The 21,640-nt window shown below is 66.1% G+C and carries 16 protein-coding genes; 13 read left to right on the top strand and 3 right to left on the bottom strand.

The annotated features are described in order from the left end of the window. The first annotated feature begins 109 nt into the window (after window positions 1-109). From FFS45_RS24825 to rfbC, 3 genes are all read left to right on the top strand, one after another. Window positions 110-1,357, top strand: coding sequence for an oligosaccharide flippase family protein (locus tag FFS45_RS24825; protein ID WP_137957276.1), 1,248 nt, complete (start codon window positions 110-112; stop codon window positions 1,355-1,357). Further along, the gene (locus FFS45_RS24820; RefSeq protein ID WP_137957310.1) at window positions 1,357-2,430 is read left to right on the top strand and encodes a glycosyltransferase family 4 protein; all 1,074 of its coding nucleotides are present in this window, start codon (window positions 1,357-1,359) and stop codon (window positions 2,428-2,430) included. The genes FFS45_RS24825 and FFS45_RS24820 overlap by 1 nt, the downstream gene beginning before the upstream one ends. Window positions 2,431-2,558: 128 nt before the next feature. Then, complete coding sequence (gene rfbC / locus FFS45_RS24815; RefSeq protein ID WP_137957309.1) at window positions 2,559-3,110, top strand: dTDP-4-dehydrorhamnose 3,5-epimerase; 552 nt, start codon at window positions 2,559-2,561, stop codon at window positions 3,108-3,110. 31 nt (window positions 3,111-3,141) lie between these two features. Here rfbC and FFS45_RS24810 read toward each other — a convergent pair whose 3' ends face one another. Continuing rightward, a complete protein-coding gene (locus FFS45_RS24810; RefSeq protein ID WP_137957275.1) occupies window positions 3,142-4,038 on the bottom strand; it encodes a LysR family transcriptional regulator in 897 nt (298 codons plus the stop codon). 91 nt (window positions 4,039-4,129) lie between these two features. On the opposite strand from FFS45_RS24810, the gene FFS45_RS24805 reads away from it, so the two are divergent. The 4 genes from FFS45_RS24805 (at window position 4,130) to FFS45_RS24790 (ending at window position 8,557) form a co-directional block, all read left to right on the top strand. After that, entirely contained in the window at window positions 4,130-5,014 is an 885-nt protein-coding gene (locus FFS45_RS24805) for an alpha/beta hydrolase (RefSeq protein WP_137957274.1), read from the top strand. Between the two features lie 46 nt (window positions 5,015-5,060). Beyond that, window positions 5,061-6,479, top strand: coding sequence for a 3-isopropylmalate dehydratase large subunit (gene leuC, locus FFS45_RS24800; protein ID WP_137957273.1), 1,419 nt, complete (start codon window positions 5,061-5,063; stop codon window positions 6,477-6,479). Then, window positions 6,472-7,092 carry a 3-isopropylmalate dehydratase small subunit gene (gene leuD / locus FFS45_RS24795; RefSeq protein WP_137957272.1) on the top strand — a complete coding sequence of 207 codons (621 nt, stop codon included), beginning with the start codon at window positions 6,472-6,474 and terminating at the stop codon, window positions 7,090-7,092. Before leuC ends, leuD begins: the two co-directional genes overlap by 8 nt. A gap of 106 nt (window positions 7,093-7,198) precedes the next feature. Then, complete coding sequence (locus FFS45_RS24790; RefSeq protein WP_137957271.1) at window positions 7,199-8,557, top strand: dicarboxylate/amino acid:cation symporter; 1,359 nt, start codon at window positions 7,199-7,201, stop codon at window positions 8,555-8,557. Here the strand turns inward: FFS45_RS24790 and FFS45_RS24785 are convergent. Then, window positions 8,520-9,503: an EamA family transporter gene (locus tag FFS45_RS24785; protein WP_137957270.1), complete on the bottom strand. Its 984-nt coding sequence runs from the start codon at window positions 9,501-9,503 to the stop codon at window positions 8,520-8,522. The genes FFS45_RS24790 and FFS45_RS24785 overlap by 38 nt on opposite strands. A 70-nt stretch (window positions 9,504-9,573) precedes the next feature. Between FFS45_RS24785 and FFS45_RS24780 the strand changes: the two genes are divergently transcribed. The 3 genes from FFS45_RS24780 (at window position 9,574) to FFS45_RS24770 (ending at window position 11,630) form a co-directional block, all read left to right on the top strand. Then, window positions 9,574-10,482 (top strand): LysR substrate-binding domain-containing protein, encoded by a 909-nt coding sequence (locus tag FFS45_RS24780; RefSeq protein WP_171029740.1) that lies wholly within the window; start codon window positions 9,574-9,576, stop codon window positions 10,480-10,482. A gap of 106 nt (window positions 10,483-10,588) precedes the next feature. Beyond that, entirely contained in the window at window positions 10,589-11,224 is a 636-nt protein-coding gene (locus FFS45_RS24775) for a GNAT family N-acetyltransferase (protein WP_137957268.1), read from the top strand. Between the two features lie 97 nt (window positions 11,225-11,321). Beyond that, on the top strand, window positions 11,322-11,630 hold the full coding sequence (locus FFS45_RS24770; protein WP_249362913.1) for a hypothetical protein: 309 nt from the start codon (window positions 11,322-11,324) through the stop codon (window positions 11,628-11,630). A gap of 52 nt (window positions 11,631-11,682) precedes the next feature. On the opposite strand, the gene FFS45_RS24765 is transcribed toward FFS45_RS24770, so the two are convergent. Next, complete coding sequence (locus tag FFS45_RS24765; RefSeq protein WP_137957266.1) at window positions 11,683-13,119, bottom strand: sensor domain-containing diguanylate cyclase; 1,437 nt, start codon at window positions 13,117-13,119, stop codon at window positions 11,683-11,685. A gap of 960 nt (window positions 13,120-14,079) precedes the next feature. On the opposite strand from FFS45_RS24765, the gene FFS45_RS24760 reads away from it, so the two are divergent. From FFS45_RS24760 to FFS45_RS24750, 3 genes are all read left to right on the top strand, one after another. Continuing rightward, a complete protein-coding gene (locus FFS45_RS24760) occupies window positions 14,080-16,803 on the top strand; it encodes a sugar ABC transporter (RefSeq protein ID WP_249362916.1) in 2,724 nt (907 codons plus the stop codon). After that, entirely contained in the window at window positions 16,793-20,824 is a 4,032-nt protein-coding gene (locus FFS45_RS24755; RefSeq protein WP_171029739.1) for a tetratricopeptide repeat protein, read from the top strand. Before FFS45_RS24760 ends, FFS45_RS24755 begins: the two co-directional genes overlap by 11 nt. A gap of 118 nt (window positions 20,825-20,942) precedes the next feature. Next, entirely contained in the window at window positions 20,943-21,515 is a 573-nt protein-coding gene (locus tag FFS45_RS24750; protein ID WP_137957264.1) for a penicillin-binding protein activator LpoB, read from the top strand. Window positions 21,516-21,640 lie beyond the last annotated feature (125 nt).

The following is a 21,640-nucleotide window of genomic DNA, read 5'->3' as shown; positions in this document are numbered from 1 at the left end:
TCCGGGGCCTGCACGGGGCCGATATCGGCTAGGAGATGGCGGTCCCCGCATAAACAGCCGCGTTACCGTGTCAGGCATGGATTGCGCATGCAAAAAGGGGAGGGCATCCGTGAGATCGATCAGGGTTCCGCTTGTCTCGATGAGGCCTGCATTCGACGGCAGCGCGGCGACCTGGGTATTGATCCAGCAGGTTGTCGTGCGCGGTCTGGTGGCCTTGAAGTTTCTCGCCATCGGCCGCATGCTCGGCCCCGCGGCAATCGGCAGCGTAAGCGTCGCCTTGCTGGCGGTGGCGATTGCCGAGGCGCTTAGCGATACCGGCCTTGCCCAGGCCGTGGTGCAGGCCAAGGTCATGCCGAACCGTACGGAGCTTGGCGCGGTGTGGACCACGTTGACCGCACGCGGCACGCTGATTGCTCTCTTGCTGATCGCGCTCGCGCCATTGATGAACGCGCAGTTCCACCTGGGCGGCTCGCTGTTGCTGCTGCAACTGGCCGCCGCGCTGCCGCTGATCCGCGGCATTGCGTCCCCCGCTTACTACATGGTGCAACGCGAGCGGCGCTTCCAGCAACTGGCCGGCGTCGAAACGTCTTCGGCGTTTGCCGATTGCGCCGTCGGCCTCGCCTGCGCGTGGGGTGGCGCCGGTGCTTTCGCGGTGCTGATCGGCATGATCGCGGGCGAAACGCTCAAGACGGTCCTGACCTGGACCACCATGGGCCCGCGGCCGCCGGTGCGGCTCGCATGGCACGGCATCGGCCATTACGTGAACTTTAGCCGCTGGATCTGGGCCGGCAGTGTCGTCAACCTGCTGCTCAACCAGTTCGACAAGGTGCTGGTCGCCAAACTGCTCGGCCCGGTGGCGCTGGGCGCCTATCAGATGTCGTCGAAGCTCGCGCAGATGCTGCTTGCGGACGCGGCAATCGCGCTCGGCCAGTATCTGTTCCCGACCTTCTCCGCGCATCACCGGCGCGAAGACGGCTCGGCAGCCAAGCTGTTTGCCCGTTACATGACGGTCATCGTGATCGGCCTCGTGGCGGTGGTGCTGGTGCTGCGCTGGACCGCCGCGCCGCTCTTCATGCTGGTGCTCGGGCCGGCATGGATGTCGGCCGTGCCGCTCTTCAGGATTTTCGTCATCAACATGGCGATCGGGGCGGTGATCGCCATGCTGGTCGCGTATCTGCGCGCGGTCGGCGCACCGAAGGCGGCTACCGAGGCGTCGGTGCTGCAGGTCATCGCGCTGGTCCTGATCGTGCCGCCGGCCACCCATCTGTGGGGCGTCACCGGCGTAGCGTGGGCGATGACAGCGGGCCTGAGCGCAAGCGCGGGCTGGATGCTCTACCGGATCCTGAAGAGGGCGTGATGCGGATTCTCCATCTGGTTCTCGCGCCGCGGCTTTCGGGCGCCGAAGTGCTCGCGAAAGACCTCGCCATTCACCAGCAGACGCATGGGGATACGGTGGGCGTGACTTCGTTGCTGCCGCAACATGACGACTTCATCGCGCTGCGCGGCGAACTGGACGCGCAGCAGGTGGCCTGCCTGTTTCCCGCCGCCGCGCATGGCAGCCTGGGCAAGCTGTGGCACCTGTACCAGGCGATCCGCCGCTTCAGGCCCGACGTGCTGCTTGCACACGCAACCATTCCGGCATTCTATGCACGCGCCTTGCCACTGCGTGTGCCGGTGATCTATGTGATGCATTCGGCGGCCAACGATTTCGAGCGCTCGCTGTTTCGCCGCGTCGAACGGCTGTTGTCGAGCCGGGCGCGGGCGGTGGTGGGCGTGTCGGAGGCCAACGTCAACGACTATGTCGCCGCCATCGGCCGTCATCCGTTGATGCAGGTGATTCCGAACGGCGTCGATACGCGCCGCTTCGTCTGCACCACGGAGGTCGACGCGACGCGCGCAGGCAAGCCGTTGCAGATTGTGCAGATAGGCCGCTATAACGCGGTCAAGAATCAGTTGCAGACGGTAAGTGCGTTTGCCGAGGCGCTGCAAACGGTTCCCGAAGCGCGGCTGCTGCTGGTTGGGGTGGTGGAAGATCCCGCTTACTTCGCAGCGGTCGAGGCGCGCGTGCGCGAGCTCGGACTCGGCACGCGGGTGGTGGTGGACGGCCCGCGCGGCGACGTCTCGCGCCTCTTGACCGAGTCGAGCGTGTTTGCCATGCCCTCGCGCTCGGAAGGGCACAGTATTGCGTTTCTCGAAGCGCTCGCGACGGGGATTCCGGTTGTCGCCAGCACGATCGACGCGTTCACGTTCGCACGGGACTTTCCCGGCGTGCAACTGCTCGACACCGCCGACACCGGCGCCTATGCGCAGGCGCTCGTCGCGGCGCTGCGCCAGCCGCGCGTGGCGCGCCCGCTGGCCGGTTTGACGCTCAACGACACGGCTGAGCAGTACCTGGCGATTACGCGCCGCGTGGCGGGTGCGCCGGCATGAACACACGCTATTCACAACCGATGCGGCAGGGTGCGGCGCATGGCGCGAGAAGCGCGGGCGAACGGACTGCGAGCCGCAGTGCGGGTCCGCGCCGTGGCAAGGCGCCGCCTGCTTACGGCTCGGGCGGCATCAGCATGAAGGTGACACGCACGGCGCTCCCGGAAGTGAAGATTGTCGAATCGGCGTTGTTCTACGACGAATCGGGCAGCGCTTTCGAAACCTTCAATGCCGACGATTTTGCGCGCCATGTCGCGAGAGGCGTCGAGTTCGTGCAGGACGATCATTCGCACTCGCGGCGCGGCGTGTTGCGCGGCCTGCACTATCAGATCAGACATCCGCAGGGCAAGCTCGTGCGGGTGGTGGCCGGCGACGTGTTCGATGTCGCCGTGGACATTCGTCTGAGCTCGCACAACTTCGGCAAGTGGATCGGCGTGCATCTGAGCGCGGACAACCGCCGGCAAATGTGGGTGCCGCCGGGTTTCGCGCACGGCTTCGTGGTGATGTCGGAGACGGCCGAGTGCCTGTGCCGGGTCACCGACTACTGGTATCCCGAACACGAACGCAGCATTCTGTGGAGCGATCCGGATATCGGCATCGACTGGCCGATCGAGTTCGCACCTATCCTGGCCGCGAGAGACGAGGCCGGCAAGCGTCTGTATGAGGCGGAGCATTACGCCTAGACGTTCTGTCAGTGCTTCGTGCGCGCTGCGCTCAAAGCCCGGCCGCCCGCAGCCGTGTGCCGACGAACTCGATAAACGTGCGCAGTTTCGCCGACAGCCGGTGCCGCTCCAGATACACCGCATAGATGTCCGCATTCGGCAGCGCCCAGTCCGCCAGCAGCGGCACCAGTTTGCCGCTCTTCAGATATTCACCGATCTCCCACTGCGAACGCACCACGATGCCGCGCCCGTCCAGCGCCCAGTTGAGCACCGTGTTGCCGTCATTGCTGCTTAGCGGGCCGTTCACTTTCACCGTCTCGTCCTTCTTGCCGCGCGAGAAATGCCACGTGCCGTAGGCGGACTCGTTCTCGCGCAACACGAGGCAGTCGTGCTGGGTCAGATCGTGCGGGGTGAGCGGCACGCGGCGCCGCTTCAGATAAGCAGGAGACGCACACACGAGACGCCGGTTCTTCAGCAGGAGCCGCGCGTTGATGCGTGCATCGGGCACGTCGCCAAAGCGGATGCCCACGTCGAACCCCTGGTCTTGCAGGCTGGCCGGGCGGTCCGTCAGCTGCAACTGGATCTCCATACCCGGATAGCGCGCAACGAAGGCCGAGATTGCCGGGGCGATATGTGCGCGTCCAAAACCGAACGACGCATTCACGCGCAGCAGCCCGGCCGGTTCGGCGCGGCTGCTGGTGACGAGCTGTTCGAGCTCGGCGAGATCCGAGAGGATCCGCGAACCGTTTCCCAGGTACAGATCGCCCTCGCTGGTCAGGCTCACGCGCCGCGTGGTCCGGTTCAGGAGCCGCACGCCGAGGCGCCGCTCGATCTGTGCGAGCCGCTTGCTGACCGATGGCGTGGTAACGCCGAGTTCGCGGGCGGCGGCCGTCAGGCTTTGCTGGCGCGCCACCAGCGCGAAAAAACCAAGATCGGAAAGACTGTCCATTGTTGCCTCAAAGTTAAGGATAGATTGCTTTAGTCGACACCATATCGCACCAGGCAGCAATTAAACTTACCTCAAACCACGGGAGATTGCTGTGTTTGAAGACTTCACCGATGTGAGCACCGTTACCGTAAGCGACGGTGTCAGGATCCACGCGCGGCGTGGCGGCACGGGGCCGGCCCTGCTGCTGTTGCACGGCCACCCGCAGACCCACGCCATCTGGCACAAGGTTGCACCGGCGCTGGCCGAACACTTCACGGTAGTGGCGGCGGATCTGCGCGGCTATGGCGACAGCGGCAAACCGGCCGGTCTCGCCGATCACAGCAACTACTCGAAGCGCCGCATGGCGCAGGACCAGGTGGAGTTGATGCGCTCGCTGGGCTTCGCGCAATTCGCGGTGCTGGCGCACGACCGCGGCGCCCGGGTAGCGGCCCGCATGGCGCTCGACCATCCCGCCGCGGTGACACGTCTGGTGACGCTCGACGTCGCACCGACCCTCGCCATGTACGAGCACACCTCGTTCGAGTTTGCGCGCGCCTACTGGCACTGGTTCTTTCTGGTGCGGCCCGCGCCGTTTCCGGAGACGCTGATTCGCACCGACCCGGATCTGTATCTGAAGCAGACCATCGGCGCACGCAGCGCCGGCCTGAAGCCGTTTACAGAAGCGGCCTACGCCGAGTATCTGCGCTGCCTGAGCGACCCGGCGACTGCGCACGGCATCTGCGAGGACTACCGCGCGAGCATCTCGATCGATCTCGAGCACGACCGCGCCGATCGTGCTGCGGGCCGCACGATGGCCTGCGATCTGCTGGCGCTGTGGGGCGCCGACGGCGTGATCGAAAAATGCTTCGACGCGCTGGCCGAATGGCGCCCGTGGGCGCCGGGCGTGAGCGGCGGCGCCTTGCCATGCGGTCATTACATTGCTGAGGAAGCGCCGGAGCTGCTGCTCGCGCGGGTCTTGCCGTTTCTGCGCGGCTAGGCCCGGCGCTTACCGTTCGATCACGTCTCTGTCCGGGTAGTCCATCATGTCAAACCGAACGCTGTACCAGAAGCTGGTTGATTCGCACACCGTATCATCAATCGATGAACAGAACGTGCTGCTCTATGTCGACCTGCATCTGATGAACGAGTACACCAGTCCGCAGGCGTTTGCCGCGCTGGAGGCGAAACAGCGCCCTGTGCGCCGGCCACGCCAGCAGCTTGCGGTGGTGAGCCATATCATCCCGACCCACGCGGAGACGCCGCGCGTGATTCGCGATGCCGCTTCACTGCTGCAGGCCGACAACCTCGCGCGAAATTGCCGGCGCGCCGGTATCCGCCTGCTCGCGGCCAACGATCCGCTGCAGGGCATCGAGCATATCGTCGCGCCGGAGCTTGGGCTGATCCGCCCCGGCATGGTGGTGCTGTGCGGCGACAGCCATACCACCACCTACGGTGCGCTTGGCGCGCTGGGATTCGGCATCGGCACTTCGGAAGTCGAGCACGTGCTCGCTACGCAGACGCTGGTCTACCGCCTCGCGAAGACCATGCGCATTGTGATTGACGGGGACTTGCCGTTCGGCACCGCGTCGAAGGATCTGATCCTGTGGGTGATCAGCCGTATCGGTGCGCAGGGCGCGCGCGGCTATGCGGTGGAATTTTCCGGTTCGACGATTGCCACGCTCTCGGCCGAAGCGCGCATGACGATCTGCAACATGACGGTCGAGGCCGGCGCCCGCGCCGCCTTGATTGCGCCGGATGCCACTACGTTTGACTACGTGCGCCGCCATGCCGGTTCGCTCGACGATGCGGCATGGGGCACGGCACTTGCCGACTGGCGTGAGCTGGTGTCCGACCGGGACGCTGCGTTCGACGCTGAATACCGCTTCGAGGCGCGGGAGATTGCACCCTTCGTCACGTGGGGCACGAGTCCCGACCAGGCTATCGCGGTGGACGCCGCCGTCCCGGACGAGGCAGCGCAGGCGACTCCCGAGGCCGCCGCGGCGCTGCGCCGCGCGCTCGACTACATGGGCCTCGCGTCCGACCGCCCGCTTGCGGGCACGCCGGTCGGCCGGGTCTTTATCGGCTCGTGCACCAATGGCCGTATCGAAGACTTGCGGATCGTCGCGGCGCTCGCCCGCGGACGCCGCGTTGCCCCCCAGGTGCGGGCAATGGTGGTGCCCGGCTCGGGCAGCGTGCGCCGTCAGGCGGAAGCGGAGGGACTGGCGGCCATTCTCACCGAGGCGGGTTTCGAGTGGCGCGAGCCTGGTTGCTCGATGTGCCTCGCAATGAATGACGACGTGCTCGCGGACGGCGAGCGCTGCGCCTCGACCACCAACCGCAATTTCGAGGGCCGCCAGGGGCGCGGCGGGCGCACTCACCTGATGAGTCCCGCGATGGCCGCCGCTGCCGCATTGACCGGCCGCATCACCGATGTCCGCACTCTGGAGCCGCACCATGACTAAGCTCACTTTTATCGAGGGCAGCGCCGCGCCGCTGCCGCTCGACAATCTCGACACCGACCAGATCATGCCCAAGCAGTTCCTGCGCATTATCGACAAGGCTGGTCTGAGCGACGGTTTGCTGTACGACCTGCGCTTCGACGCCGGCGGTGTGCCGCGCGCGGACTGCGTGCTCAACCAGGCGCGCTATCGCGGCGTGCGCATCCTGATCGGCGGCGCCAACTTCGGCTGCGGATCGAGCCGCGAGCATGCGGTGTGGGGGCTGCAGCAATACGGTTTTGCAGCCGTGATCGCACCGAGCTTTGCGGAGATTTTTTACTCGAACGCGATGAACAACCGCTTGCTGCTGGTCCAGCTCGAGCGTGCCGAGGTCAACCAGTTGCTGGCCTTGAGCGCGGCGCCTGAGGGTGGGGCGGCCGTACTGCAAATCGATATCGGGCAGCAGAAGGTATTTACTCCCACAGGGCAGGTGTTTTCGTTCCCGCTCGGTGCGCGCCACAAACGCATGGTGATCGACGGCATGGACACCGTGGACCTGACGCTCGCCGCGCTGCCTGAGATCGAAGCGTTCGAGCGTGCGCATTTCACTCGCAGGCCGTGGGCCGCAGTGATGTAACGCGCACTCGCAGCCCACAGCACCCCGGATATCGACCCGCCCCGCCGCACCGTTCTCACACGGCGCCGCGGAGCAGGGCACCGCTTTGCCCAAAAAAGGAGGAGACATGCAGCGCAAACCGTTCTACCGGATTCTTTATGTGCAGGTTCTGCTGGCAATTGCAGCCGGCATCCTGCTCGGTCATTTTGCACCCGCCGGCGCTATCGCCATGAAGCCGCTCGGCGATACCTTCATCAGGTTGATCCGCATGATTATTGGCCCGGTGATTTTCTGCACCGTGGTCACGGGTATTGCCAGCATGCGCGACATGAGAAAAGTCGGCCGCGTGGGCGGCAAGGCGTTGTTGTATTTCGAAGCGGTGTCGACGCTCGCGCTCCTGGTCGGTCTGCTGGCGGCGCATCTGCTTGGCCCCGGCAAGGGCTTCAACGTCGACCCCGCCACGCTCGACGGCAGCACGGTGTCCGGCTACGTGAGCCAGGCGGCGCACGGCGAGGGCGTAGCGGGCTTCGTGCTGCACATTGTTCCGGAGACCTTCGTCGGTGCTTTCGTGCAAGGCGATATCCTGCCGGTGCTGCTGATCGCCATGCTGTTCGGCGCGGCGCTCTCGCTGCTGGGCGATGCGGGCAAACCGGTTGCCGAGCTCATCGAGGCGCTCTCCAAGACGTTCTTTCGTATCGTCCAGTTGATCACGCGGCTCGCGCCACTCGGCGCATTCGGCGCGATGGCGTTCACGATCGGCCGCTACGGCATCGGCTCGCTCTTGCCCATGCTCAAGCTGATCGGCGTGTTTTACCTGAGCGCCTTTGCGTTTGTGGCCGTGGTGCTCGGCGTGATCGCCCGCCTGTGCGGTTTCAGCATCTGGCGCTTGCTTGGCTTTATCAAGGACGAACTGCTGATCGTGCTCGGCACGTCGACCTCGGAGGCGGCGTTGCCGCAACTGATGGAGAAGCTCGAGCGTCTTGGCTGCCCGCGTGCGATCGTCGGGCTGGTGGTGCCCACGGGCTACTCGTTCAATCTGGACGGCACCAATCTGTACATGACGCTGGCCGTGCTGTTTCTCGCCCAGGCGACCAACACCCACCTGAGCGTCACCCAGGAGGCGACCTTGCTCGCGGTCACGATGCTGACCTCGAAGGGGTCGACGGGCGTCACGGGGGCGGGCTTTATCACGCTGGCGGCAAGTCTTTCGGTCGTGCCCACGGTTCCGGTGACGGCGATGGTGCTGATCCTCGGCATCGACCGCTTCATGTCGGAATGCCGGGCCTTGACCAATATCATCGGCAATGGCGTCGCGGCCATCGTCGTGGCGGCCTGGGAGAAGGAGCTGGATCGCGATCGCCTGCGTGCCGCGCTGGGCGGGCGCCGCTTGCGCGCCGGGGCGGGGAATGCCGCGGCCGCACCCACCGTGCCCGTAGCCGACGCGGCCTTCAAGGCGCCGCCAGCACCACCCCCAAACTGGCGCTGACGACCAGCAGCATGCCGGCGAGCTGCGGCACGGTGAGCGGCTGACGCAGCACGACGAAACCGGCCAGCGCGCCGATTGCCGGTTCGATACTCATCAGGATGCCGAACGACGAGGCGCGCATATGACGCAGCGCGATCATCTCCAGCGCATACGGCAGGAGCGGCACCAGCACCGCGAGGCCGGCGGTGGCGCCGAGTTGCGCAAGCGGGATGTGGCCGCCGCTTTCGACAAGACCGAACGGTGTCGCCACCACGGCGGCGGCGAGCAGCGACACCGATAGCCCCTCCAGACCCGCAAACAGCGCGCCGGTCTTCTTCATCAGCACGATATAGCTGCCCCATCCCAACGCAGCGCCGAACGCCAGCACCACGCCGGGCGGGTTGCCGACCCAGCCGGCGCGATCGTGCGCGAGCAACAGTACTCCCGCGATGGCGAGGACCGGCCAGACGAGCGCACGCAGACGCCGCACGCCGAAGGTGGCGACCGTGAGCGGGCCGAGGAAATCGATGGCGACCGCGAGACCCAGCGGAATGCGCTGGAGCGCCGCGAAGAAGCACAGGGTCATGCCGGCCATCGCCACGCCCAGCGTGCCGGCGGCGAGCCAGCGCGAGCGCGCATAGCTGCGCAGGGGCGGGCGGACGATCAGGGCCAGCACGGCCGCGGCCCAGCAGAGGCGCAGCCATGTCGTGCTGAACGAGCCGTAGGCCGTCATGGCGGGTGCGGAGAGGGCGGCGCCGAACTGCACGCTCGACATCGACAGCATGGCGAGCAACGCCGCGAGGCCGGCTGCGCGCCGCGACGCGCCGGCCGGGTGTGCAGCGGGCGGGGAGGCTGCTGCGGCCGCGGCGCCGTGCGTATCGCCGGCGCCCCCGGCGTCATGCGTATCGCCGGCGCCCCCGGCGCCATGCACCCCGCGAGCAGGGGCGAGCGTGTTGTTGTCCTGCATGACGGTCTCTTCGAATGGAGTCTGCCCATCATAACCATGCTCGCGGCATTAAGATAAGCTGATATTTCTTATGCCGACATCAAGGGCGTTGATAATGCGTGATCTCGATAGCAGCTTGCTGCGCGCCTTCGTCACGGTCGTGGAGACCGGCGCCGTCAGTGCCGCGGCCATGCGGCTCGCACGCACCCAGGCGGCCGTCAGCATGCAGTTGCGACGGCTTGAGGAAGAGGTCGGGCAACGCCTGCTGGAGCGCTCGCCGCGCGGCGTGCGTCTGACCGATGCGGGCCACCGGCTGCTGCCGTATGCCCACACGATCCTCGGTGCGGGAGCCGATGCGCGCCGGGCGCTGAGCGCGGAGCAGGTGGCGGGCACCGTCCGTCTTGGCCTGCTCGAAGATATTGCGGTGGGGCGTTTGCCGCATGCATTGCGGCGCTTCTCGTCGGCGTATCCGCAAGTGGCGCTGGAGATTGTCGTCGATGGCAGCGAGGCCTTGTCGCAGCGGCTCGGCGAGGGCAGTCTCGATGTGGTCGTGGGCGATCCGGCGTTGATCGAAGCCACCCCGCTCTTTGCATGGACCCAGCCGCTTTTCTGGGTCGGGGCGCGTGGCTTTAGCCGCTCGCCCGACGAACCTCTGGCGATTGTCGCGTTCGGCGCCGGTTGCCTGTGGCAACAGCAGGTCCTGACCTTGCTCAGGCGTGCCGGTTTTGCGTGGCGCGTCGTATGCACCAGCACCAGCTTGCCGGCCGTACAGTCGGCGGTGGAGGCGGGGCTGGGTGTGGCCGTGCTGCTCGAAGGCAATATCCGTCCTGACGCGATGCGCGTGCTGGGCGCAAACGATGGCTTGCCCGAGCCGCCCACCGCGGACTTCGGCTTGTTCGCGCGCAGCGTCGCCAGTAACCAGGCCACCGCCGTGCAAGCCTTGCAAACGTTCCTGTGCGAGGAGTTGCAGCTCGGCGAGACCGTGCCGCAACTGGCTTGAGGCTCAACGCGCTCGGCGCGTGCCACGCAGTTTTTACGAGATTTTTTCTTGCGGGCGCTCCCCGGCCAAACCTACACTTCAACTAACCTGATGAATGTGGATGGCCATGGTGAATCGACGCGCAGCCCAGCAACAGCCTGTCCGGATCGACTACGTGCGGCACGGCCTCGGCCGCATCGAACTGCGGCGCTTCGATCCGGCGCGCGATTCGTTCGATGCGCTCACAACCATGTTGCACCGTGCGTTCGAGCGGCTGGGCGCAATGGGTCTGAACTGCACCTGCGTCGATCAGAGCGCCGCCATTACCCGTTCGCGGGCCATGAGCGGCGATTGCTATATAGCGGTGTGCGACGGCCGCATGGTCGGCACCATGACGCTCTATGCGCCGGATCGCGACTCGCCCTGCGAACTGTACCGCCATGGCGAGGTCGCGAGCCTGCGTCAGTTCGGCGTCGAGCCGGCCTGGCAGGCGCGCGGCATCGGCACGCTGCTGCTCGCCTTCGCGGACCATTGGGCCGCCACGCGCGGCTATGCGGAACTTGCCCTCGATACTCCGCAGCCCGCCGCGCATCTGATTGCCTTCTATCGCGGCCACGGCTTTCGCATCGTCGACTTCCAGCGCTTTGACGGCAAACGCTACGACAGCGCCATTCTCTCCAAACCCGCCGTGGCCGCGCGCAGTCTCGCCAGCTGGTCGCAGCGGCTCGAACTGCCACGCCGGCATATCGCCTGCGCGGCCTGACTATTCACACGCATCCATGCGCGACCCCCTGAACAAACCAGCAGAAGGACCGAAGAAGCAGATGGTGCCCCCAAGACCAGGAATGATGTTGCGAGGCATGCTCAAGGTTGTGCTGGTCGCAATTGTCGCCAGCCAGATTCTGACCAGCGCATTCACATTGTTAGCACACCAGATCGATCCGGCGCTCTCGCCGCAGATCGTCTCGGTGTTCGGCTTCGTGACCTGCGGCCTGGTATCGATGTGGCTGCAAGCCGACGCGCGCCGCGCGTTCGGCTTCGCCCGGCAGAAGGGTTTTGTTGCCGCTGCGCGCGACGGCCAGCAAGGGCCGCAGATTGCCGCCGATTGCCCGCGCCGCTGGCTGGTCGTGCTGCACAGCGAACTGAATCCTGGCGCGGCGGCGAGCTAGCCGGAAACGAACAACGGGGCGCTGGACTGCCGCTTAACCCGGGGGGGCGGCGCTAATGGGCGTGCACGGAAGCCGGGGATGCCGGCGCATCGTCCGTACGCGCCAACGGCGCCGTGTGCCATGCTGTGACGCGATTGCGGCCCGCTTCCTTGGCGCGGTACAGGGCCGCGTCGGCGTGCGCGAGGAGTTCGGCAGCCGGGATCGGCTCAGCGGGGGTGGAGGTCGCCGCGCCGATCGATACGCTCACACATACGTTCACACCGCCCACCTCGTTGCAAGGCGCGGCGACTTCGAGCCGGGCGACTGCTGTATGCAACATGTCCGCAAGGCGCGTAGCCATTTCGCGGTCGCAATCCGGCAGCACCACCACGAACTCCTCTCCCCCGAAGCGGGCGACAAAATCGCCGCTGCGCCTCAGACCCGCCTGCAATGCACCCGCCACGGCCACCAGGCATTCGTCGCCGTGCAAATGGCCAAACGTGTCGTTAAAGCGTTTGAAGTGATCGATGTCGACCATCAGGATCGATAGCGCGCGTTGCGCCGCGTTGGCCTGGCCGAGTGCCAACGGGTAGCGTTCCTCGAAGTAGCGCCGGTTGAAGATGCTGGTCAGGCCGTCGCGCGACGCGTGTTCGGCAAGCCGCGCATTGGCCGCGTGCAGTTCGCGGTACAGATGGCTGATCTCCCAGATCAGCACGCCGAGCACGGTGCTCGACGCCAGCACGGATTCGAGCCGCGCGACGTACCAGCCCACGCTGTAGCGCGAGTTCGCCACCAGCGTCACGAGTACGTCGCCGAGACCGGCAAACAGCGCCACGCCGAGCCACAGTTCGAGCAGGGTTCGCAGCCGCGTGGTGATCACCAGATAGAGCAGCGCGACTGCGCTCAGCACCGCGACGCTGATGCCCGGGGGACTGTGCTGCAGGCGCTGGTACGACTGGGCGTCGACAAGCTGGGGTAGCGCTGCCGCGCCGCGAATGGCCAGCATGCAAACCAGCAGCGACAGGCACGCTGGGCCGCCCATCAGCGCAAGGCCCGCGAGACGGAGTCGCGCGCGTGGCAGCGGATTGGGGAAACGGCGCCGCACGTATAGCGCGACGAGGATCAGAATGGGCGAGCCGCCATGCCAGAAAGCCCAGATCCAGACTGCGCTTTGCGGCCCCGCCCCGAGCAGTCCGCCCGGCGAGAACACGCCGGGGAACACCATCAACTGGATCGCCACCGCCACCGAGGTGTACGCATAGGCGCCGGCTAGCGCCGCGAGAAACGCGCCGCGGGTAATCATGAACTGCGTCCACAGCAGATAGGCGGTGAGGCCTTCAGTGATAAACACGGCCATCGCGAACAACGGCAGGAAGGCAGCCACTCTGGGCGCAGCGACACCGGCTACCGGCAAGATGGCCAGTATCACGCAGAGAATGAGACCGGACACGCCATAGGCCGCAATGCGATGGTGGCGGCTGACCGCCAGACTCATGATGCTGCTCTTCATGCGCTGCCTGGCCTGAAGGGTGGATGGAGTGATGAAAGGCTATGGGGATGCCTGGCGAAACAGGCGCAACGAACCCACCGCGCATTCTATCGGCAGGTCTGCGGTTTGGGCGCGGCTTGCAGGCCGCAAGGGCGGAATTTGCCGCCATGTGTTGGGCGTTTGCTGCACGCGCACTTCGTCAATTTGAATGGCCCGGAATGGGCCACGAAATTCGCACGTATGGCGCACGAAATGCGCACGAATGGCGCTTTCGATATTCGGACACAAAAGGATAATTAACGTCCCGCGAAGTTTCATGCGATAACGTTTGCGCGGATTTCTTAAATGCGAATAAAAAGAACGACCGTTCGAAGCTGAGTGCGTGGATTGAAATGTTAAAGATAGTCAAATCAATCTTTAGTATCTGGGATCGCTTCGTTTCCGGAAAACGTTTGCGTCAGCCCGCTCCCCTTGATTTATCTCATAATTGACTGCCAGCCTTTTGATCTGACTAAGGTTGAGTGATAACTTTGTCGCAAAAATAATGATTCCGGGATTGGCGGAACGCGTTAGAATGCGCGCCGATTCACTGTGTTGGCCATGCCTCCTGTATCGCGCTCAATCCTGTTGGCCACTGCGTGAATCTGACCATTTGTTTTTCCCGTATCTGGGAAGCTGACCGGTAAATATCGGCAGCGTTTGAAGTCGAATCGGTAGATTTGGCCGGATTGGCAAGGCCGTGTATCACCGGTTGCCAATAAAACATCCAAAGAGTTCATAAGAAATCAGATGAGAGTGAGGATTGCGCCGATATTCGGCGTGCGAGTGGGGCTCCAGGGGGTGGGGCTACTCGTCAAGCGAATCGCAAGGCGCGCGATTATCGAGCGGTGGGTCTGTTTTAAACGCCCACGCCGTTTGAATGCGTCATCGGACTGCACGCTGTGGAAAAGTGCAGCGCTTTGCCGCACGCTGTTTTGGGCAGTGCTCGCCGTCCTTGGCGCCGGCGCGGCGCCGTGGCAAGACGCCCACGCAGCCGATGCGCCCGCGAACGCTGCCGGCCATGCTCCGCAGCCGAACCTCGCGTTCTTCTACGCCGCCAATCCGCCGGTCGATCAGTTGCAGGCGTTCGATGCCGTGGTGCTCGATCCCGCGCGCGGTTTCGACCCGGCGGCGCATCCGCTGGCGCACACGGTCTGGATAGCCCGCATGCGTCCCGCCGATACCGGCGCGACAACCGGGCAGGTCGTGCAGTCTGTCGAGCCGCTGTGGGCGCGCGGCTATCGGGGTGTCCTGCTCGACACGCCGGCCGAGATTGCTGCCGCGGAAGCGATCCACGCGGCGCATCCGGAGGCGCGTCTGGTGGTGGCCGGGCCAAATGCGCTGCAGGCCGCCGCGCCGCACGCGAAAACGCTCTATGCGGTGGTGGGTGACTCGCTGGTGCGCGGCCTCAACGACACCGGCACCTTGCCGGTCGACGTACCGGAGGCAGCGCGCGCGAGCCGGCTGGCCGCGGCGCGCAGCTTCACGCAGCAGACCGGCGTGCCGGTCGTCTCGCTCGAATATTGCCCGCGCACCGACCGCGACTGTGCCCGCAGCACGGCGGCGCAGGTGCTTGCCAGCGGGGCTGAACCTGGGGCTGCGCCCGCGGTTATTCCTTACGTGACAAGCGTCGCCCGCGATATCGTCGGCGTGGGGGCGATCGAGGTGCTGCCGCGCAAGATCCTCGTCGTGCAGGACCGCGACACCCGGGAGCCGCTCGATCTGAGCGTCGGCGTGCGCGATCTCGCCACGCCGCTCAACTACCTCGGCTACGACGTCGAGTACGCCGATTTTTCCAAACCCTTGCCGGCCAGCATCACGCCGGACCGCTATGCCGGCGTGGTCGCCTGGCTGCAGGGCAACGCCTTGCCCGACCCGCAGACATGGCAGCGCTGGATCGCTGCACGCATCGTCGACCATGTGCCGGTGGTGTTCCTCGGCCAGTTCGGTTTCGATCCCACCGGCGCGATCGGCGATGCGCTCGATCTGCAGGCCGTGCCGGGCACGATGGTCGCGCCGGTGAACGTGATCGCGCGCGACCCGATGGTCGGCTTCGAGATCGATCCGCGGCCCGATCCGCGTGACCTGCTCGGCGTGCGTGCCGGGGTGAAAAGCCACTCGCTGCTGCGCCTGTCGGCCAACGGCGCGCTGATCGACCCGGTCGCGCTGACGCCTTGGGGCGGCTATGCGCTGAACCCGTACACCTCGGTGTCGCTCGATAGCATCGGCCAGGAGCGTTGGGCCATCGAACCGCTCAAGTTCCTCGCCGCCGCGCTGCGTCTGCCGGGCATGCCGTCGCCGAGCGTCACCACTGAAAACGGCCGGCGCCTGCTGATGACCCATGTCGACGGCGACGGCTTCGCCTCGCGCGCCGAATTTCCCGGTCCCGACTATTCGGGCGAAGCGCTGTACGAGCAGATTTTCACCCGCTACAAGATTCCGATGACGCTCTCGGTGATCGAAGGGGAGGTGGGGGCGGCCGGGCTGTATCCGAAGATCTCGCCGCGTCTCGAGGAGATTGCCCGCAAGATGTTTGCGCTGCCGTATGTGGAGATCGGCACGCATACCTACTCGCATCCGTTCCAGTGGGAAAACGTGAACAGCAACGGCGCCAGGGTGGACCGCGGCGGCGGCGATGCGGCGTTCTCGCTGAACATTCCGGGCTACAGCTTCAATATCGACCGCGAAGTGAGCGGGTCGATCGACTACATCAACTCGCGCCTCGCGCCGCCCGGCAAGAAGACCGTCGTGCTGCAATGGTCCGGCGACTGCCAGCCGCCGGGCATCGTGGTACGTAAGGTGTACGAAGCAGGCGTCTACAACTTCAACGGCGGCGACACTGTCATCACGAAGTCCGCGCCGAGCTGGACCAATATCGCGCCGATCGGGGTGGACAAGGGACCGGGCGCCTATCAGGTGTACGCGCCGAACCAGGATGAAAACGTTTATACGAACGACTGGCAAGGGCCGTTCTACGGCTTCACGCGCGTGCTCGAAACCTTCGACATGACCGACCGGCCGCGCCGCTTCAAGCCGATCGATATCTACTACCACATGTATAGCGGCACCAAGGTGGCCTCGCTGCGCGCGCTCGACCAGATTTTCTCGGCCGTGCTCACGCAGCCGGTGCTGCCGGTGCATGTGACCGACTATATCCGCAAGGTGCTCGACTGGCGTTCGTTTGCGGTGGCGCGTCAGGTGGGCAGCCGCGACGGCTGGGTGGTGCGCGGCAACGGCGAAGTGCGCGAGCTGCATTGGCCGGGCGCGAATGCGCCGCTGCTCGACGGGGCCTCGGGCGTGACCGGTTTCGCTGCGGGACCGGACGGGACCTATATCCATATCGATGGCGGGGAGGCGCGCTTTGCACTCGGCGCCAACGGCGCAAGCGGTGCGGGCGGCGCCAACGGAGCGCGTGCGCTGCCGTACATCGCCGAGGCCAATGGTTTCGTGCGCAACTTCCGCTCCACTGCCAATGGCATGAGCTTCGAGTTCGGCGGCTACTACCAGCCGTTCGTCACGCTGGCCAACGCACAAACCTGTAGCGCGAATGTCGGCGGCAAGCCGGTGGCCGTGCGGCGCGACGGTGCGCTGCTGCGTTTCGACACCGCGGGCGTCGCCGCCCAGCAGGTCGAGTATCAACGCGTCGAGATCGCCTGTGGACACTAGCCGCCCGCGCATTGCTTCCCCTTGGCTGGTACTGCTGCTCGCAGCGGTGGTGGTGCCGACGTTTTACGCCACCTACCCGCACGGCGGCCTGCGCGAGCGGATGACCGCGGCAGCTGAGCCGAGCGACCTGAGCGCGGCTTATCTGGAAGCCTGGCTGCGCGTGCAGCCCGAAAACGCCGAACTGCTCACCACGCTCGGCGCGCAGTACGCGCAGTTGGGCCGCGACGACGACGCCGAGCGCATCGCCCAGCGCATGGACGACCAGCATAGCGACGAACTGCATCGCGCCGCGACCCTGTTGCGCCTGACGGTGGCCGAGCGGGAGGCGTTCGCGATTCCGGCCGGCGATCCGCGCCGCGCGGCCGCGCTCGCGGCGCTGCGCGCGCAGCTTGCGGCGGTGGCCGGTCTCGCCTGGGACAACACCGAGCTGGAGATTCTCGCCGCGCGTGCTGCCGCTGTCGGCGCGCCGGAGCTGGCTGTGCAACTGTATGCGCGCCTCGCGGCGCAAGATCCGCAGGATCGTCAGCGCTGGAATGCCGAGGTGGCGAAGTACGGGCTGTGGGTCGGCCAGTACCGCCGCGCCGCCGCCGCCTGGTTTCAGCAGCAGGCGGACGCAAAGACGCGCGACGAGCAGCGCCGCTGTTTCATTGCGGGCATTCGCGCGCTGCAGTCGGGCAACCTGCTGGTCGAGGCGCTGCAGGCAGCCGACGAACATGTCGGCACGCTCGCCAACGACCGCGATACGCTGATCGTGCTGCTCAATCTCGCGCGTGCCGCGCAACGGCCCGAGCGGGTCGACCAGTATGCGAAGGCACTGATGAAATACACCAGTGCGCAGCCGCACGAGCCGCGTGGGCTACAGGGACTACGGAGACCGTTCGGCGGCTTCGCGCTGGCGTCGCTGGTGTTGCGGGCAGGGCGGAAGCCAGGACACCCGCCCGGGGCTTATACGTATATGGATGGTCCGCAAGGCGGCAGCGGCATGTTGCAGCCCATGCGGGAGCGGGTGTTGCGCGTAGCGCTGAGCGTCGCTGCGAACGGCAATCCGGCTGGCTCGGACGAATCGGGCCGATCGGGCGAGTCGAACGAGTCGAACGAGCCGGGCGCCGCCGCGGCATCGGCATCGGCATCGGCAACCGCTGCCGCCCCGGCCGGCGTCGATGTCGCGAGCCTCGTCTATCAGGCGTTTCTCGAATCGAGCGACCTCGACAACGCGCAGAAGGTCGCCGCCGCGCAGGTCGCCAAAGACCCGCACTCGGCCCTCTGGCTCAAGCGTCTCGCCCAGGTGGCCGAATGGAACCGCGCGGCGCCGCTCGCGCTGCAATCCTGGCTGGGTTACGCGCAGGCGTCGAACGATCCGCTCGGCTGGAGCAACGTGCTGCGTCTCGCGCCGATGCTCAACGACGACTCGGCCTATCTCGCCGCGCTCGTGCATGCGTCGAACGCAGCGCCCGGCGACCTGAAGCTGGTGGACTCGGTGATTGCCACTTACGAGCGCCTCGGCCGGCCAGACGACGGACTGGCCTTCCTGCAGGCGCATACGCGCGATGCGGGCAGTCACGCGATCGACGAACGCATGGCGATTCTCGCCGAGCGCGCGGGCCACGACGACGAGGCGCTTGCCATCTGGCGCAAGCTGCAGGCGAGCGAGCCGGGCAACACGTCGTATGCATTGCACGCAGCGAGCATTCTGTATCGCCAGGGCAAGTATGCCGACGCGCTCGCTGTGCTGGAGCAGGCGCGTGCCGGCGCACGTGACGACGACGTGCTGTTCTGGCGCAACGATGCCCAGCTTGCACGCCTGCTGCAACAGGACAAGGTGGCGAACGACGCGTACAAACATCTGCTTGCGAGCGGCGAGGAAACCTCCGAAGACCTGAGCGCGATGACGTACTTCTACGACGCGTATCCGCTCGACGCCGGCCGCACCGCGCAACTGCAGTACGAGCGCGACAACACGCCGCGTGCGCTGCAGTCCGCGATCTATTACTACACCGACGCGCAGGCAATGGACCGCGTCGCCGCCTTGCTCGATAGCCTGACGCCGGAGCAGCGCGCGGCGGCCGAACAGTCGCCGGACTTTCTCGGCGTACGCGCCGAGTATTACCGGCAGACCGGCCGGCCGCTCGACGCCCTGCACGATCTGGAGCGCGCCGTGGATCTTCCCGGCGCCACACCCGAGGTGCGCGCGGCGCTGATCTGGACGCTGGTCGATTACGGCAGCGACGCCGATCTGCGCAAGGTGCTCGCACGCTGGCGCGACGACGCGGCCCAGAACAGCCTGCTGTGGGGGCCGTTTGCCGCGGCGGAGTTGCGCAGGAACCGGCCGGTCGCGGCGCTGCAGTATCTGCGCCTGCAGTCGGCGCTGATGTCGCGTGACCCGCTGTGGCTGCTGACGCTGGCCGACGCGCAGGAGATGGCCGGGCGGCCCGATCTCGCCTGGTCGCTGCGCCGCAAGGTGTGGCGTCAGATCGAACTCGACGAGCAGGCCGTGCAGCACGGCGGCAGCGGCGCCCAGGCGGCGCTCAAACGGCGTGCCTCGCAGGATGCCGAAGCGCGCGAACAGGTGAGAGGCCGGCGTGTCTCGCTGGCGGCAATCTTTGCCGACGCCGATGTATCCAGAGGACTGCTTGACGATCTGCTGAAGCACGACGCCGGCCGCAACGACAATACCGCGCTGCGCCGCACGCTGCTCGGCGATGCACCGGGCCTGCCGCCCGCGCCGCCGGCCGCGGCCGTCAAGGCGCTGGACGATGGGCGCCTCAAGTCGGCGGTGGCGAAGGACGTCGCCGTGGCCTGGGCCTTGTCGCACGAGGCGAATCCGCTTGCCAAACGCTGGCTCGCCGAGCAGTACGGCAACCGCCTCGCGCAACCGGCCGACTCGCAGCTCGCAATTGCGCTGGCCGAGGGCGATACGGCGGCCATGGAACGCCTGGTCGACAAGGAGGGCGCGCGCCTGCCGCTGTACGGCCGCATCGACGCCACCATCGCGCTCGACCGTCCGGGCCAGGCGGAGCAACTCGCCTTCAACGGTCTCGACGGTGCGCCGGAAGACAGCGAGCTGCATACGCGTCTCACCGAGACGGCGCTCGGCTGGCCGCAGTCGCTCGGCACGACGGTGGAGAACTACGTCGAACACCCGCTCGATTACGTGGAGCAGACGCTCAACGGCAGCATGAAGGTGGCGGACCGCTACATGATCGGCGTGATCGGCACGCAACGCTATCAATGGTCGGTCGATCAGACGCAACTGGTGAATGTGCCCGGTGTGGACCGCGCGCTGGATTTCTTTGTCCGCCGCCAGACGCTCGATACCGCGTTGCAGGTGACCGGCGGCCGGCGCGAAGGGCTCGACAGTTTTTATACGTTCAATTTCGCGGGCGAACTCGGCCGCAACTCGAACCTCACGCTGACGGGCAGCGCCGGCCGCGACCAGAGCGCGACCGAGTCCCAGGCGCTGCTGATAGGCGGCATGAAGGACAACCTGACAGGCGGCTTCAACTGGCGCATGACGACGCGTATCTACGCGTCGGGCACGCTCGAGGCGGACCGCTTCTATAGTCAGGCACGCGACTACCTGGGCAGCGGCGTGCTGTCCTCGGGCGAAATTGGCTACAAGATCCGCACCGGCTATCCGGACTTCACCGTGCGCCTCGCCGGGGCGCGTGGCGAGTATGGCGCAAGCGGCGCGGCCGACGCGCTGATCTCGCGTCTCTCGCCACTGAGCGCAGGGCCGGCCAGCGCCGCTACCTTCATGCCGCTGACCTATGCGCAGTACGGCCTGTTCTTCGGCTTCGGTAACGACTTGCTCGATCAGTACACGCATCGCTGGCGGCCGTTCCTCGATGTGGGCATCGTGCACAACTCGGTGCAGGGGTGGGGGCCGCAGGTCAGCCTGGGGGTGGCCGGCAGCGTATTCGGTGGCGATCATGCGGCGCTGTATCTGGAGCATGAAAGTGTGTCGCAGGTTGGCTCGGCCCCGGTCACCGTGATCGGCGCGCGTTATAGCTGGTTCTACTGATAGAGCGAAGCGGCTGCGCTTGTACAGCTCGCGGCATGCGGCAAGACCGTGTGGAGGCTTGCAGTGCTTGCGGCAGGGCAGCCGGAATATAAATCGACGTTATCTGAGGAGTGCTTCAATGAACGGATTCAAGAGCGGATTCAAGAGCAGTCAGCGTCTGACCTCGTGGTCTTCGTGGTGTGTTGCGGCGCTGGCCGCCTCCATGCTGCTTGCGGGCTGCGGGACGCTCAGGCAAACCGCCGCGCCGACACTGGGCGCGGGCGATCCGGTTGCGGTCGCAACCATCGCCAACTACACGGAAACGCCGTCGGCCGGCAGCAGCGCGGCCTCGATCGCGGCCAGCGTGCTGCGCACCAACGGGCTGAAGGACGTGCGCTTCGCGCCTGCGGATGCCGGCTCCAACGCGCTCTTCGACACCGCACAGCGCGAGGGTGCCGAGCAGAAACTCGAGTGGGCGCAGTCGCAGCAGGTCAAGTATGTCCTGACCGGCGCGGTGGAAGAGTGGCGCTACAAGACCGGCGTCGACGGAGAACCGGTGGTCGGACTCACGCTGGAGCTGATCGACGTGCAGTCGGGCCAGGTGGTCTGGAGTGCGACGGGCGCGCGCAGCGGCTGGAGCCGTTCGAGCCTGTCGAGTGTGGCGACTTCGCTGATCGGCAGTGTGCTCGCGCCGCTTGCGCCGCGTCACTGAGCGCGTCTTGAATCAAGTCGAGCCATTGGGTTGCGCCTTTGGGTTATGCCTTTGGGTTATGCCTCTGGGTTATGCCTCTGGGTTACGCCTCTGGGTTACGCCTCTGGGTTACGCCTCTGGGTTAC

This window comes from Burkholderia sp. 4M9327F10 (assembly GCF_005503145.1).
GTDB lineage: Bacteria > Pseudomonadota > Gammaproteobacteria > Burkholderiales > Burkholderiaceae > Paraburkholderia.
The sequence above is the reverse complement of the archived record's forward strand: the minus strand, read 5'-3'. Positions and strand labels throughout refer to the sequence as shown.

What these genes read in the sequence shown, in the direction of transcription:
- FFS45_RS24820 (WP_137957310.1), top strand. Translation starts at nt 1,357, where the DNA reads ATGCGGATTCTCCATCTGGTTCTCGCGCCGCGGCTTTCGGGCGCCGAA.
- FFS45_RS24810 (WP_137957275.1), bottom strand. Translation starts at nt 4,038, where the DNA reads ATGGACAGTCTTTCCGATCTTGGTTTTTTCGCGCTGGTGGCGCGCCAG.
- leuC (WP_137957273.1), top strand. Translation starts at nt 5,061, where the DNA reads ATGTCAAACCGAACGCTGTACCAGAAGCTGGTTGATTCGCACACCGTA.
- leuD (WP_137957272.1), top strand. Translation starts at nt 6,472, where the DNA reads ATGACTAAGCTCACTTTTATCGAGGGCAGCGCCGCGCCGCTGCCGCTC.
- FFS45_RS24790 (WP_137957271.1), top strand. Translation starts at nt 7,199, where the DNA reads ATGCAGCGCAAACCGTTCTACCGGATTCTTTATGTGCAGGTTCTGCTG.
- FFS45_RS24785 (WP_137957270.1), bottom strand. Translation starts at nt 9,503, where the DNA reads ATGCAGGACAACAACACGCTCGCCCCTGCTCGCGGGGTGCATGGCGCC.
- FFS45_RS24780 (WP_171029740.1), top strand. Translation starts at nt 9,574, where the DNA reads ATGCCGACATCAAGGGCGTTGATAATGCGTGATCTCGATAGCAGCTTG.
- FFS45_RS24775 (WP_137957268.1), top strand. Translation starts at nt 10,589, where the DNA reads ATGGTGAATCGACGCGCAGCCCAGCAACAGCCTGTCCGGATCGACTAC.
- FFS45_RS24770 (WP_249362913.1), top strand. Translation starts at nt 11,322, where the DNA reads ATGCTCAAGGTTGTGCTGGTCGCAATTGTCGCCAGCCAGATTCTGACC.
- FFS45_RS24765 (WP_137957266.1), bottom strand. Translation starts at nt 13,119, where the DNA reads ATGAAGAGCAGCATCATGAGTCTGGCGGTCAGCCGCCACCATCGCATT.
- FFS45_RS24750 (WP_137957264.1), top strand. Translation starts at nt 20,943, where the DNA reads ATGAACGGATTCAAGAGCGGATTCAAGAGCAGTCAGCGTCTGACCTCG.